13 protein-coding genes are annotated in these 15,079 nt (G+C 37.3%); 5 read left to right on the top strand and 8 right to left on the bottom strand.

Going from position 1 to position 15,079, the window contains the following annotated elements:
- Positions 1–51: 51 nt before the first annotated feature.
- Together ACSBFT_RS04040 and ACSBFT_RS04035 are read right to left on the bottom strand one after the other, a co-directional pair.
- A complete protein-coding gene (locus ACSBFT_RS04040; protein WP_489603633.1) occupies positions 52–1,152 on the bottom strand; it encodes a FecR family protein in 1,101 nt (366 codons plus the stop codon).
- A gap of 84 nt (positions 1,153–1,236) precedes the next feature.
- Positions 1,237–1,845 carry an RNA polymerase sigma factor gene (locus ACSBFT_RS04035; RefSeq protein WP_489603632.1) on the bottom strand — a complete coding sequence of 203 codons (609 nt, stop codon included), beginning with the start codon at positions 1,843–1,845 and terminating at the stop codon, positions 1,237–1,239.
- A 367-nt stretch (positions 1,846–2,212) separates the two neighbouring features.
- Between ACSBFT_RS04035 and ACSBFT_RS04030 the strand changes: the two genes are divergently transcribed.
- Together ACSBFT_RS04030 and ACSBFT_RS04025 are read left to right on the top strand one after the other, a co-directional pair.
- Entirely contained in the window at positions 2,213–3,175 is a 963-nt protein-coding gene (locus ACSBFT_RS04030; protein WP_489603631.1) for an ROK family protein, read from the top strand.
- Positions 3,176–3,505: 330 nt separating this feature from the next.
- Complete coding sequence (locus ACSBFT_RS04025; RefSeq protein WP_489604863.1) at positions 3,506–3,805, top strand: DUF302 domain-containing protein; 300 nt, start codon at positions 3,506–3,508, stop codon at positions 3,803–3,805.
- Positions 3,806–3,875: 70 nt separating this feature from the next.
- Here ACSBFT_RS04025 and ACSBFT_RS04020 read toward each other — a convergent pair whose 3' ends face one another.
- The 4 genes from ACSBFT_RS04020 to ACSBFT_RS04005 all read right to left on the bottom strand — a co-directional run bounded on the left by ACSBFT_RS04020 (position 3,876) and on the right by ACSBFT_RS04005 (position 8,641).
- Positions 3,876–5,615, bottom strand: coding sequence for a thiamine pyrophosphate-dependent enzyme (locus ACSBFT_RS04020; RefSeq protein ID WP_489603629.1), 1,740 nt, complete (start codon positions 5,613–5,615; stop codon positions 3,876–3,878).
- A 63-nt stretch (positions 5,616–5,678) separates the two neighbouring features.
- Complete coding sequence (locus ACSBFT_RS04015; RefSeq protein ID WP_463045608.1) at positions 5,679–6,311, bottom strand: SDR family oxidoreductase; 633 nt, start codon at positions 6,309–6,311, stop codon at positions 5,679–5,681.
- Between the two features lie 51 nt (positions 6,312–6,362).
- Positions 6,363–7,346: an NADP-dependent oxidoreductase gene (locus tag ACSBFT_RS04010; RefSeq protein WP_489603627.1), complete on the bottom strand. Its 984-nt coding sequence runs from the start codon at positions 7,344–7,346 to the stop codon at positions 6,363–6,365.
- Positions 7,347–8,200: 854 nt separating this feature from the next.
- On the bottom strand, positions 8,201–8,641 hold the full coding sequence (locus tag ACSBFT_RS04005) for a universal stress protein (RefSeq protein ID WP_489603625.1): 441 nt from the start codon (positions 8,639–8,641) through the stop codon (positions 8,201–8,203).
- A gap of 1,032 nt (positions 8,642–9,673) precedes the next feature.
- Between ACSBFT_RS04005 and ACSBFT_RS04000 the strand changes: the two genes are divergently transcribed.
- The 3 genes from ACSBFT_RS04000 (at position 9,674) to ACSBFT_RS03990 (ending at position 13,253) form a co-directional block, all read left to right on the top strand.
- Positions 9,674–11,374: a sulfatase family protein gene (locus ACSBFT_RS04000; protein ID WP_489603623.1), complete on the top strand. Its 1,701-nt coding sequence runs from the start codon at positions 9,674–9,676 to the stop codon at positions 11,372–11,374.
- Between the two features lie 313 nt (positions 11,375–11,687).
- Positions 11,688–12,446, top strand: a complete 759-nt coding sequence (locus ACSBFT_RS03995; protein ID WP_489604862.1) for an SDR family NAD(P)-dependent oxidoreductase — start codon at positions 11,688–11,690, stop codon at positions 12,444–12,446.
- A 54-nt stretch (positions 12,447–12,500) separates the two neighbouring features.
- Entirely contained in the window at positions 12,501–13,253 is a 753-nt protein-coding gene (locus tag ACSBFT_RS03990) for an SDR family NAD(P)-dependent oxidoreductase (protein ID WP_463045604.1), read from the top strand.
- Positions 13,254–13,431: 178 nt separating this feature from the next.
- Here the strand turns inward: ACSBFT_RS03990 and ACSBFT_RS03985 are convergent, their stop codons facing one another.
- Together ACSBFT_RS03985 and ACSBFT_RS03980 are read right to left on the bottom strand one after the other, a co-directional pair.
- A complete protein-coding gene (locus tag ACSBFT_RS03985; RefSeq protein ID WP_489603621.1) occupies positions 13,432–14,088 on the bottom strand; it encodes a hypothetical protein in 657 nt (218 codons plus the stop codon).
- A gap of 195 nt (positions 14,089–14,283) precedes the next feature.
- Entirely contained in the window at positions 14,284–14,997 is a 714-nt protein-coding gene (locus ACSBFT_RS03980; RefSeq protein ID WP_463045602.1) for an NUDIX hydrolase, read from the bottom strand.
- Between the last annotated feature and the right edge of the window lie 82 nt (positions 14,998–15,079).

Below are 15,079 nucleotides of genomic sequence, written 5' to 3'. Positions count from 1 at the left end.
TCAAAGGGGCGTCGCACATGCGACGCTTTTTTTTACATAGGCATATTCATTTTAATTACAGCCATTAGACTTTATAATTATTTCATTATTATTAAATTCGTATCGTGTATTATTTCCTAAACTTTCACAAATGATACTGAGCTTCTCTGTTAAGGGCTGGTCGCTTAAGGAGCTGGTTAAGTAGCAATTTCTTAGCGTATTTTCGGGGTACTCAATTTCAACGGAATAGGCTTTTTCTATCGTTTTTAAAATCTGAGATACTGGCATATCCTCAAATTCAAAGCTTATATCCTCAATTTTCTCTAACTCCTTTTCAACCGGTCTAGTTTTTAAATCTAAGGTTTGAATCTTTTCGAACGCCACTTTCTTTCTATTAAAAACGATACTTTCGTTTGGAAATAAATCTATGGGAAGAATTGATTTCCTAGCTATTGTTTCGTTTTGACTTACATTGACTTTTCCGGTTTTAACCAATATCTCGACATTCGTGTCATTCTCATAAGCCTTCACACGGAAGCTGGTTCCTAGCACCTTTGTTACTACCTCATTGGCGTATACGAGAAAAGGTTTTGAAGGATTTTTCTTGATTTCAAAAAAAGCCTCCCCACTTAGAAAAACTTCCCTAACGTTCTCTCTAAATTTTTTCGGGTAGCTGACCTTACTTTTAGGTTGAAGCAAAACTGAACTTCCATCAGACAAGGAAACTACTTGGGGTTTAGAGCTATTATTGGTTTGCTCGATCAAGCCTTCATGGTCTTTTTCAACTAACTTTTCATAGCTTATAGCTAAACTGCTATCTTGATGGGCTTGGTAGTAGAAATATAGGGAAAATGAAATTAATAACACAGCTGCTGCCCTAAACCAGCCCTTAGTCCAAAATACATTTATTTTTTGAGCATTTATTTCATGTAATAGTATCTTGTTTCTAGCTTCTACCAAGGATGCTTGTATTTCTTCATGGCTTACTTCAAGCTCATCTACGCCTAAAGCAATTAAAAAAAGACGTGCCTCTTCCACGAGTTTACCTCTCTTAGGACTATCTAAGGTCCATTCTTCCCAATGGTGAATATCCTCCTGATTTAATATCCAACGCCTGAAAGAAGCATCTTCTAAAAAGTCTTCAATTTTATTATATTTATCTCTTCTCTGCATTCAATTTATCTATTCCTTTCAAATACATAAAGGACAGACAATTGAGTTAATACTCACTTTTTTGTAAATATTTCTAGAAAATAATTAAATATTACTCGAAAGCAAAACCAGTAAGAGGGAAACATCAGTTCCCCATTGGCTTTTGATATGTTGTACTGCCCTGTGAATCAGATTATTTACTGATTGATAATTAACTTCAAGTATTTCAGAAATTTGTTGCGGATTGAGGCCCTGGAAATACCTAAGATAAATAGCCTCTTTTTGCCGAGCTGGCAGGTTATTTAAGATTTTATTTAATTTCATAGCCTGAGCTAGCTGTTGCTCATCGGCAATTATCTTGTATTCGATAGTAAAGTCTAAAGCAAACTCAATATTGTCGGTATTGGTACTTTTAAAGAAAATGTGGTCTCGCTCTAGTTTTCGTGCTAATCTTTTGCGGGCTGCACTCAAAAGATACGGTTTCACGAGCACAGTACTTTGGAGTTTCTTACGGTAAATCCATACATCCATAAACACATCTTGAACACAATCCTGTGCCATAGATTTATCCTTGACAAAAGAGAACACATAATTCACCAAGGTCTTATTATATAACTCAAATAGCTCAGAAAAGGCAGATTCACTACCATTTATCATCTCTAACCAGAGTGTCAAATCTGAGTCTAACTTGTATTTATCTATTATTTCTTTCAAGGTATTAATTGACTTTCATCTAAACTATCATCCGCAATATATAAACTAAATTAAATATGTTTTTTAATTGGCTTTATTGAAATATTCCCAGATAGTGGTAAAGTTTTCTCATTCTTCTAATGCAAAGCTTCTCGATTACAATCTCACCAATCACTAAAAAAACACTTAATCCACTCCAGTTTGAGAGCAAATAGCTCATAATATACCTCCATTTGATTTCCCCTATTTCAGCGTTTTCAAAATTGAGCGTACATCCCATGTCACAAATGCTGATTCTACATTAATGATTCTATTTTTTGTTAAAAAAAGGCTAACTTTTATCATCTAAAAAGGAAGGCTTTAATTTAGAAGACATAATTACAACAGCATGAACTTAGTTATCGGAATAGACATTGGAGGTACTAAAACAAAAATTGGCCTTGTCAACAAAGAAGGAGAATGTTTAGAAAATACCTTTTTCAGAACGAAAGAATATCCAGACATTGATGACTATTTGGATAAAATGGTCGCCACAATAGAAGAGCTGAAATCTAAATTGAATGATCCGAATATCTTGGGTTGTGGCATAGGTGCACCTAATGCATCTAGCAAACACGGTACTATAGAAAATGCTTCCAACTTATTATGGAAAGGCACCGTTCCCATTCTTGAAAAATTAAATGAACGCATGCCCATGCCTATGAAAATAATGAACGACGCTAGTGTGGCCGCATTGGGAGAAATGCTCTTTGGAAATGCCAAAGGCATGACTGATTTTATTGTTATTACACTCGGCACAGGTTTTGGCTCCGGCATAGTGGCCAATGGTAAATTAATAGATGGCTTTGATGGTTTTGCTGGAGAGTTAGGGCATATTGATATGACACTTGGCGATGGAAGGGTTACAGGATTGGGGGTTAAAGGAGGACTGGAAGCTTATGTTTCTGCTACTGGCTTAAAACGCACTATCATGTATATGCAAAGTAAATACATGGACGAAAGTAGGTTTAGGTCTATTGCTTACAACGATTTACATGGTGAAGACATCACCCAAGCGGCCGAAGAGGGTGACCCAATAGCCTTAAAATCATTCGATTATACTGCAAAAATCTTAGGTTTGGCCCTGGCAAATTTCACAGCCTTTTCCCAACCAGAGGCAATCTTTCTATTGGGTGGACTTGTTAATAGCGGTAAATGGATAATGGATCCTTTACGCATCTCATTTGAAGAGCATCTATTACAGGTTTATAAAGGAAAAGTAAAACTATTACATTCTGGCATGGAAAGTAGAACAGCAGCCATTGCTGGTGCCGCCTCTTTAATTTGGGAAAATAATAACAATGAATATTAAACCCGCTTTAAGCATTAGGCAATCTCCCGATTTTATCGGGACTGAAGCTAAATTGCTTCAAATCAGTATACTTGGTCAAGCTCAGCACAGGCTACACCTATTTAAACTCAATCACTATAGCCCTACGAAATTAGCTCAGGGTAAACGCTATGCTAGCTTCCTTTAATTGCCTCATTTATTGCACTTTAACACACATAAAGATTCCCCAAAGTATAATCCGGGTTAAACATAAAATTTATGACTTATTATTTTAGTAAGGTCTTAGAAAATAAAAATTTCGATGAAGCCGTAGAGGGCGTTACCTCCGAACTTAAATAGGAAGGTTTTGGTATCTTAAACGAAATTGATCTAGAAGCGACCTTAAAAAATAAGATTGATGTAGATTCCAAGAAATATAAAATTTTAGGAGCATACAATCCAGGTTTTGCTCACAGAGCATTATTAGCTGAAGATAAAATCGGACTTTTTCTACCTTGCAATGTCATTGTGGAAGAGCATGAGAATGGGCAAGTTGAAGTTTCAGCTAAAGACCCCATGGCCTCTATGAGTAGTGTACAAAATGAAACTTTAGCGACACTAGCCGCAGAAGTTCAAGCAAAGATGAAAACGGTGATACAGATTCTAAAATAAAGCTAGGCGTCTCAAAAAAGCTTCGAATGAAGATGGCAGCGATATCAAAACGCTGCCATCAAATCTTGTTTTATAATAATTCCCGTAAGTACTTCAATTCACTCTTTGTCGTATCTACTATTTCCGCAAAATTGCCATTAACCATCAGTTTGGTCATGGATTTAGCAAAACCTTTAACCTGTTCAAAATTCAAAGTTGGAGGCATTGCAAGAGCATTTGGATCTGTAAAAATATTGATGATGGCAGGTCCGTCATGTTTAAATCCGTTTGAGATGGCTGCTTCCACATCTTTAGACTCCTTCGCCTCCCATGCTGCAATGTTCATGGCTTCTGCCAATTTCACAAAATCAGGATTTACCATATCAGTTTGCCAGTCCACATACCCTTCCACCCTCATCTCTAGTTTTACCATACCCAGAGAACGATTATTGAAAATGATGATTTTAACCGGAATTTCATATTGACTGATAGTCATCAAATCGCCCAAAAGCATGGAAATGCCACCATCACCACAGAATGCTATCACTTGACGTTTAGGATGCGACAGTCCCGCTCCAATGGCCATGGGCATGGCATTCGCCATAGAGCCATGATTGAAAGAACCTGTCAAGTAACGATTTCTACCCGCTTTTAAATAACGAGCCGCCCATACCGCACTCATCCCTGTATCCACTGTAAATATGGCATCGTCGGACGCTAATTTATTCACCAAATGAGCCACATATTCGGGGTGAATATGCTTTTCTGCTCCTTTTTCTTCCACATAGCCATCATATATCGTTTCAATTTCTTGATGTAGCAAACGCATTTTATCAAGAAAATCAGTAGACGTTTTTGTTTCGACCATAGGCAGCAACTCTTGCAGCGTTGATTTAATATCACCACAGTAGCCAAAATCTACTTTAGCCCTACGTCCTAACCGCTCAGGTTTGATATCTATTTGTATAATTTTGCATTTTTCGGGAAGGAACTCACTGTAAGGAAAATCTGTACCCAACATCAACAAAACATCTGCTTCGTGCATGGCTTCAAAGCCGGATTTGTTACCCAAAAGTCCATTTAAACCTACAGCATAAGGATTTCCGGTACGTTCAAAGAAGATTTTTCCTCTAAAACTATAGCCCAATGGCGATTTAAGTATTCCTGCCAATTGCATAACTTCATCCACTGCGTGACGGCAGCCGTGCCCGCAGAAAAGCATCACTTTTTCATTAGAATTGATAACGGTGGCCAATTCTAGAAAATGTTCTTTGCTTGGCGTTATCCTTGGCTCCGTATAAAAATTATAATTGGCTGAATGGACAGACTCTAAATCAGCAGCGGCTACATCACCCGGAAGCCCAAGAACAGCCACACCTTTTTTGCTTATAGCATGCTGAATGGCAGTTTGCATGCCATTAATAGCCTGCTTTGGCGTGTTGGCTTGAAAAACGTACTTAGAGCAATCTTGAAACAACAGTTCAGGTTTTGTTTCTTGAAAGTTTTCCAGCCCCATTTTTTCAGTATGGATGGTGGAAGCTATCGCAATAACTGGGTTTCCAGATTTATTGGCATCATATAGCCCATTGACTAAATGAACATGCCCAGGTCCGCTGCTTCCCATACAACAACCTATGCCGTTCAGCTCTGCTTCCATAGATGCAGCATAAGCCCCAGCCTCCTCATGCCTTACATGTATCCATTGGAGTCTACCGTCCCTTCTTACGGCATCATTAACGGGATTAAGACTATCGCCTGTTACGGCATAAACTCTCTTAACCCCTGCTTCTACGAGCATTTCTACTATTCTATCCGATACATTTTGTGACATGGCTTGCTTATATTTTTATTTATTTTTTGTGCTAAAGCGGGCTTATTGACCTTCTATATTCCATCATGAACGAACGGCTTCTGCTATCGGAATATCCCCACTTATAATTTCAAAAACCTGATTTTGTCCAACATCACTATCTAAGGCTTCCACTAATGTTTTAGCTACATCTATTCTTGAAATACTTCCTTGAGTATCTAGTTTTTCGTTCAGTTGGATTTTGCCAGAACCATCTCCATTTGTCAATTGACCTGGCCTTACAATACTATAATTCAATCCACTTGCGATTAAATGAGCATCTGCATTATGCTTGGCTCTGAAATAATCCTCCAGATTATGACTTTCATCGGGGCTATCAGCTCCCATGGAGCTCAACATCACAAACTTCTGCACTCCGGCTTGCTTGGCAGCATCCGTTAAACTTTTTGCTCCCTCCTGATCTACAGCTATAACATTATTACCTTTCGAGCCTGCAGCAAAAATCACTTTATCTATATTTATTACAGCGTGATTCAAATCTTTCTCTAAATCAGCAAGAACCGCCTTTACGCCTTGATTTTCAAAATAGTCTTTTTGGTCTTGCTTTCTTACCATGGCTATAGGCTGATAGGTTTTTGAATTTTTCAATAGGTTGACAATAGATCTCCCTGTGCTACCATTGGCACCCGCTACTAATACATTTTTTAAACTATTCATGCTTTTTCATTTTTGTTGAGTTAGACAGTTATTATTTTAATTCGATACATTTTAGGAAATCCTTATTATAATTTTCCCTTTTGCATGTCCAGTTGCTAGATATTGATAAGCCTCAATACCGTTTTCGAAAGAATAAACTTTATCAACTACAGCCTTTAGCGTTCCGCTTTCCACCATATCCGAAATTTCGTTTAACTGCTTACTGTTCGGTTGCATCCATGTCAGTTTATAAGTAGCAGCTTTCTCACTAATCAGCTTTGACAATTCTTCGGGTAATTTGTAATCACTCAGACCCATATTTGCTGCGGTTGCTTCATCAGGAGGGCCTACTATGGTTGTTACTTTTCCACCTTCTTTTATTATTTCAAAGGCTTCGAATGTGTAGCTATTTCCTAAGGTGTCAAAAACAATATCTAAATCAATCGCTATCTTTTTATAATCCTCCGTTTTATAATCTATCACACGATCTGCACCCAAACCTCTGACCCAGTCAACATTTTTCCCACTTGTGGTCGTGTAGACGAATGCTCCTTTAGCCTTGGCAAACTGGATGGCAAAACTCCCTACCCCACCTGAACCAGCGTGAATCAGAACCCTATCGCCCTTTTTAATACCAACATTCTCTAAAGCCTGAATTGCGGTAAGACCTATTAATGGTAAACTAGCCGCTTCTTCAAAGGAAATATTAGCAGGCTTTTTAGCCACCTTGTCACTGGATACTGCTACGTATTTAGTTAGCGTACCCATTTGTTCTTGTGGCACTCTAGCATAAACTTCATCACCAATCTCGAAATCAGTAACCTTCTCACCCTTTTCTATGACCACTCCACTTAAATCAAACCCGATAGTACTTGGTAACTTTAAAGGCACCATATCTTTTAAGTGACCTTCTGCCATTTTATAATCAATAGGATTTAAAGAAGCTGCTTTTACCTCTACAAGAATATCATCTGGTTTTACGCTTGGCTGGTCTACTTCTCCAAAGGCTAAACTATCTTTAAGGTCGCCGTATTTTACTATTTGTAAGGCTTTCATATTAACTGTACTTTTTTTTAAGTTTTTTGTGTGTTTTCTTATTCGCTTTATCACATCCACTAAGAAGCTTAAAAGATTGTTCCGACTAAAAAAAGGTGTTTGCAAACTTGCAATTAACCGAGTCGACAATGAGTGCAAACATTATTCCTCTGATTTTATGCAGAGCATAGAGGTGTAAATATCTACTGATTAGCGTTTAAGGTGTTAGCAAATTGCCTTATGCTACGCATCAAAGCCTAGTCCAAAGTGAACTGTTTTCTGATTAAGATTTACTGGGTGTAGAATCTATTCATCAATTGCTTTAGAATCTTTTACAACATTGGTATCAAACTACAGACTATCAATACCTAATTTACTATCAAAGCCGACATGACAAATACATAATAAACTAATATACAGTAAATTACCTTAATATAGAGATAAAGACAACACTTCTTTTGTAAACAAAAATCAACGTGGGAAATATAAGAGACGCTTCTAAAAGGGCTTGAGACCGTAGAGATAAAGTCACAGATTAGCTCTTTACAATCAATTTAACCCGCTTTATGCCTTGGAGAATCGTAATGAGTTTTAAAAATCAGGCATTTAAACGAGATTAGCATAGCAGTTTACCAGGAGCTTTTTGTCGAAGGGTTCTGGTGATTGAATTTAAGTGCGTTTACGCCTGATTTGTTTTACCCTGAGCTTGCAGATTAGATACGGTCCTGATAAAATCGGGAGATTTTATAATGCATAAAGCGGGTTTAACTTGCTCGTTATTCTATGTTTTGAAACTTGATTGTATTTATCAGATTCATTCAGCCTCTTTTGAAATAAAATGATAGCAAAAGGTCATTTTACTTTTTGCCACTGGTTTACTTTTCCGTTTTTTTAGTAGGTACAATGAATAGCGGAATACTTGCGTCTTTTAGCACTTCTTCAGCAACACTTCCCATCAGTATGTTTTCCAACCATTTACGGCTATGGGTGCCCAATACAATAATGTCTGCCTTTATGTCTTTTGCAGCATGTAATATTTGCTCAGCAGTATCCCCTTCTATTACAAGTGTTTCAATACCTTCCGCTCCAAGATCTTTTTTCGTTTTATCCAAAAAATGTTGAGCTGATGTCTTCAGGTCATCCCTAAGCTCTAGTTGCTGATACATTCCAGAATATTGCGTATAATAGAAAAGGGGTTTTGAAATCACGTGGAGCAACACAATTTCAGCGTGCATTGTTTTTGCCAAATCAAAACCAGATTTAGCAACTTTCTGTGAAGTAGGATCATAGTCCAGCGTTATAAGTACTTTTTTCATAATATGTGTTTATAAATTATAATTTTCAATAGAACGAAGTTAAGCTTTCTGTCAACAGGATATGTTATACAATTCTTAACATGACTTACATAATTCACACCTTGAAATAAATGCAATTTCCTAATAATCAAATCCATAGCCTCTTTATGTAATAAATCTTATACGTCCGCAATTCGAGCCGATAAGAAATCCGATTTACACAGGAATATCTAGAAAGTAGTAGGGCATGATTTTTTGAAGCATTAATTACACCCGTATCTGTATAAGTTAGATCTTTGGAAAATCCCGCTCAATGATTATGCGAATCAACTCACAATCTCTGAATTAACTAGAGTCATTTTTTAGTCATCTTCCCAATGCTTTCCTTGTTCTTTTACAGTTTTGTTATTTCCAATAGGATAGTCATAATGCATTTCGAGCACTTTAGAATTTAGACAAGTTATTTTAGCCATATACCTCCATTCTACATAGAATTCTTTATCAAGCAGAAAGCCTTATACATCTGGGCAAGCAAAACTTCAAAACATACTCAGAGGAGGCCGTTTTTTCAAACGATTTAAAACTTGCTTTTTGTAGGCTCATCTATAAAATTATCGTCTTCACAAGAAGCTCTATAAATATCCTAGAACTAGCTTTAACCCGGTTTATGCGTTGGGGAATCGTTATGAGTTTTTAAATACAATAAATCAGACAATTAAAGGGAATTAGCATAGCACCGCTATGGTGATTGAGTTTAAATGGGTTTACGTTCTGATTTGAAGCAATTTAGCTACGGTCCCGATAAAATCGGGAGATTGCCTAATGCATAAAGCGGGTTTAACCACAAGAATACAGTAAAGGAATTAAGTCTAGTAGAAGTGTTACTACATCTTCAACTAACATATTGAATTAAAACGGCCTAGGCCATTTCTTCTTCATTTCTGTAGAAATCAAACGAACTGCATTTTTAAAATTAACAGCAACAGCTTTGGCAACTATTGAATTTCTCCGTAATTGCTACCTTTTAAAAATCAACCTTTTGTTTTAATTAAAATGAACTACCTAAAAATTGCAAAAAAAGGACTCTTCCTTTTTGTTGGGCTAAGTGCTGCTTTATTTACTTTTTCTTGTGAATCTGAAAATAAAACGGAGCGACCGAACATTGTTTTTATCATGTCTGACGACCATGCTTATCAGGCTATCTCGGCTTATGATAACAAACTCATAGAAACACCTAATATTGATAGGATTGCTAAGAAAGGAATGTTGTTTACCAATGCCAGTGTAACCAACTCCATTTGTGCACCCTCTAGAGCCACCATATTGACTGGTAAGCATTCACATATGAATGGAAAAGTGGATAATGTTAACCCTTTTGACACTACCAATGTCACTTTCCCGCAATTGCTTCAAGATGCTGGCTATCAAACTGCCATGTTCGGTAAACTTCATTTTGGCAACAGCCCAAAAGGTTTTGACCAATTTAAAATACTACCGGGTCAGGGAGACTATTACAACCCAGATTTCATTACTAAAAACGAAGGCAAAATCAATGTCAAAGGATACGTAACAGACATTATCACAGACATGACGCTAGACTGGTTAGATAAAGAAAGAGAGGAAGAAAAACCATTTATGCTCATGTATCTACATAAAGCCCCGCACCGCTCATGGTATATGGCAGAGCGTCATATGGAAGAATTCACCAACAAAACTTTCCCAGAACCTGCTACACTTTTTGACAGCCATGAAGGAATGCCTGCAGCAAAGGTTGCAGAAATGAACATTAGTGGAAACATGGGTTGGGCTCGTGATTTAAAGATATATCCGGAAACCATGGATGAAATGGGTTTAAATGAAATGAATGCTTATGATAAAATGGGTTTTGACAACTATTATGGCAGACTAGATTCTTCTCAGAAAGCCAATTTTGACTCATTTTATAAAAAGAGAAGTGCTGATCTAAAAGAACGTTATCCGTCAATGACTAAAGAAGATTTAGCCAAATGGCGTTATCAAGTCTATATGCAAGACTATTTAGGAACCATAAAGTCTGTGGATGAAAATGTAGGCCGTGTCTTAGACTATTTGGAGGAAAATGGCTTGATGGAAAATACCATTATCGTTTACACTTCAGACCAAGGTTTCTACTTAGGAGAGCATGGTTGGTTTGATAAGCGTTTTGTGTATGACGAGAGTTTCAAAACACCTCTTTTAGTTTCGTGGCCAAATCGTATAAAAGCGGGTAGTGTTTCCGATGAATTGGTTCAAAACTTAGATTTTGCACAAACCTTCTTGGATGTAGCCGGTGTAGCACAACCTGCCGATATGCAAGGAAAAAGCATGGTACCAGTATTAATGGGAGATACAGAAAACTGGAACAGAGATGCTGTTTATTATCATTATTACGAGCATCCATCTGAACACAATGTAAATCGACATTACGCTGCCGTAACCAAAGAATATAAGCTTATACATTATTACTTCGATTTGGATTATTGGGAGCTAATAGACAGAAAGAAAGACCCACTTGAGCAGCATAATTATTACGACGACCCAGCCTACGCTGAAATCCAGAAAGATATGCATGCCAAGCTAGACGGACTTAGAGAAGAATACGGCGACAATGAAACTATTAGTCAGAAATACATTGACGATTTCATGCCGCTAGCCAAAGAAGGTAAAGTTTGGGGTGTTGCAGACGAAATCCTTAAAGGTATTGTGGATAAGTGGGAAGAATTGAAAGGTAAGTAAAACCAATTTCAAGTTTTTTAAAAAAGCCATGGTTCAATTCATGGCTTTTTTCTTAAAATATGCTAAGACAAGAAGATGTGCTTCTTACCTAAGAACAAACATCCATGCCATGGAGCATCGTCATTGTAAATATCCAGATGCCGGATTGACGCCGACTTCAGGTCAAAAATCACGACAAATGTTGTACATGAAATGATGAAAAAGCGTTTGAGTCCGTAAATAATTAGCGTAAATTACCCCAACAAGAACCCATTTATTCAATTGTTAATTGAGCTAAATAATTTCAAAAAAGAGTGCCTATTAATGGCAAATGATGCATATGACAAGATTTAAAAATAAGGTAGCGATTGTTACCGGTGGTGCAGATGGTTTAGGTAAAGGTATAGCGGCATTAATAGCGTCTGAAGGTGGTATCGTGGCATTGTTTGATATAGATAAAAATAAGTTGATTCAAACAGTAAATGAATTTAGTGGTCTGGGTTATGTTTCGGCTGCATATCAAGTCGATGTTTCTGATGAGGATTCCGTAATAAAATCCATTGATGAGGTAGAGGGGCGGTTTGGTAAAATAGATATCATGGTGAATTGTGCAGGAAAAGTAGGGCCTACAAACACAAAAATTACGGAATATGAAGTAGAGGACTTTAATAAAATATATGGCATCAATTTGAGAGGTTCATTTCTGATGACGAAATATGCAGTCAGGGCCATGGTAAAACACGACTATGGTAGGATTCTACTTCTAGCCTCTATTGCCGGAAAAGAAGGAAATCCTGGCATGGTCGGCTATTCCGCCACTAAGGCTGGGGTAATTGGCTTAGTAAAGAGCATCGGAAAAGAATATGCCACTACCGGCATTACGGTGAACGGCATGGCTCCTGCGGTAATCAAAACAGCCATGAATGCAAATACAGCCCCAGAGCAGCTTGCTTATATGACCGCTAAAATACCAATGAGCCGTCTAGGAACTATTGACGAAGTCGCAAAAATGGCCGCTTGGATTGTTTCTGATGAATCTAGCTTTACCACTGGTTTTACTTTTGATATTTCAGGAGGAAGGGCTACTTATTAAATCATTTGAACTAATGCATTTTATTTTCGAGATTCCCCATTTTTGATTTATTCCATGAGAAAGAAAGTAGTTGTTTTAGGTGGTAGTTCTGGAATAGGCAAAGCCACAGTGGAACGATATGCAAAGGAAGGATGGCAAGTATTATTTACAGGAGTAGAAAACGGTCTCACTCAGGAGGTCTTATCTAAATTGCCGAAAGGTGAACATTTTGGATTAACCATTGATGTTAGGCTTGATGCAGATATCAATATATTGAAAGAAGCAATAAAGTCTAAACTCTTACATGTAGATGCTTTTGTGAACTGCATTGGTATATCTGAAAATGTTCGCGTATTAGATGAAGATTTTTCTCATTGGGACAATTCGCTACAAGTGATGCTTTATGGCTCTGTGAAATGCAGCAGAGCTATTATTCCTTTTATAAAAGATGGAGGCCGAATTGTCAATATTACTTCTATACATTATGAAAGAGTAGCTTCGGGCAGTTCTTCTTACGGAATGGCAAAAGCTGCCATAACACAGTTTACGCGTTCATTAGCAGCCGAGTTAGCACCAAAAGGTATTTTGGCCAACACCATTGCTCCAGGATTTATAAAAACACCTATGTCTGTCAAAGAAGATGGACAAGATGAATTGAACTCTGAATGGTTTAAGGAAAATTATATAAAGCAGGAACACTTACCTTTAAAAAGAGCAGGAAGGCCAGAGGAGATAGCAGGAGTTGTATGGTTTTTAACCGGTCCAGATTCTAGCTATATTACTGGGTCCGTGATTACTGCGGATGGCGGTTTGACCATTACTTTTTAAATCGATACGCTTTATTAGCTGAACCATCAAGTCTCTTCTCTAGGCAGTTCAATACCTCTCCATATTGTATCTCCTTTTAAGTGCGATATATTTAAACCCGGTTTAAGCATTGAAGAATCGTAATCAGTAGTTAAACCCGATTGTATGATTAAGGTATAGCGTATCAAAAAAACCAACCTCAGTTCAACTGCTCTCTCACTGAAACCCGATTCGTAAGACTTTCATCGTAATAGTCTATAATTAAGACTGCACCCACTCCTGGAATGACGTATTGTTCACTTGGATAAATTCTTATGCCTTCTGTATTGGTAGGCGTAAACTTTGCCGTAATATAATGGATACAGTTTTCGTATTTGGTACCAGAAAGCGGAGAAACAATGCTGACGTTGGTAGACAATACCTCCACATTTTTCACTCCTGTAATCGTTTCAAACTTCTCGTCGGTTACCGGTTTATAAGTGAAAACAAAACTATTATAAACATCGCCTTTAGTAGCGGGGTATTTATAAACGAGCGACTCCTCTCCGTTGAAAGAATAGAAATAATGTAGACCATCAGCCTGATTATTTACAAAAGTGCTCGTGTTTTCATTTTTAAACCATGTTTCACCCGCAATAAGCGTGTCGCCGTTAATGGTTTGCGAAAAACGTCTATCCGCAGATTCTTGACCGTCTGGGTCATATGTTTTTATCCAAAAATTAAAAGTTTTCCCTTGGCTCAATGGAAACAACTCCGTTTCTGAAAATAGCGGGTTAGGCTCATCTCCTTTTTGGCTATCGCAAGCCAACATGAAAGATAAACAGGATAGAGCGATAATTTGATGGTAGATTTTCACGGGATAAATTAATTTTAATATTCCACTTCAAAAGTAAAAATATCTCAAAGTTGACCGCTAGTTAGTATCATTCCTACCCCCGACCGTTTTTATTAGCGAAGATTTTATATTACGGTAATCAATTCAATTACACCTATCAAAAACGGTTGTTTCTTAGTTTACTTACGCATAGATACAAGTAATGAAATATCCTTTTCAATGCTTAAATCGATACAAATAAGGAGCCTTATTAGCAGCACCTGTGTATTTTTTTTCTAAACGTTCTAGTACGTTTAAGTCGAGCATCTTCTTTTGGAAATTGTTTCTCGCAAATGGCTTATCGTAAACTGCTTCGTATAGTTCCTTAAGTTCACGCATGGTAAAGGTTTCAGGAAGCAGATTAAAACCAATAAGCTTTCTATCAAAATTTAGACGTAAGGTCTCTAGGGCATGCCGCACCATAAGACTGTGGTCCATGATTAAATTGGGAAGTTTTTTATAGTCTACCCATTCCACCTTTTCATCAAATACGCCTTTTGTGAGCTTTACTTTCTCAATTTCTACCAAAGCATAATAACCGATAGACACAAAACGCTTACTTAACCATTTAAAATCTTCCTTTGTAAAAAAGTCAGTTTTAGGTGCATCCAGCAGATTTTCAAAAAGCACGTTATTACTCCTCCCCTCTTCACCAAATACCCGGTATTGCTCCAGAAAAATGTTACGTAGTCCTGTCCGCTCCTCTAAGATTCTTGCAGCCGCTAAATCTGTCCCCTCTTCCTTATAAACAAAGCCACCAGGCAAAGACCAAAAATCACCTTCGAAATGGACTTTTGCTACCAAAACTTTCAATTCCTTATTCTTATAACCAAAAATCACAGAATCTATAGACAGCTGTGCTATGTATTCTTCTACTTTAAACAATTTCATTCCTTCTATTTAATCATCAAAAATACCGCTATCTCCTTTATGAACCGTTCAATTCGAATTTCATTATTCAAATATAAATTTA

It is taken from the genome of Arcticibacterium sp. SM2516 (assembly GCF_057914865.1).
This window is presented reverse-complemented; position numbering and strand designations above follow the sequence as displayed.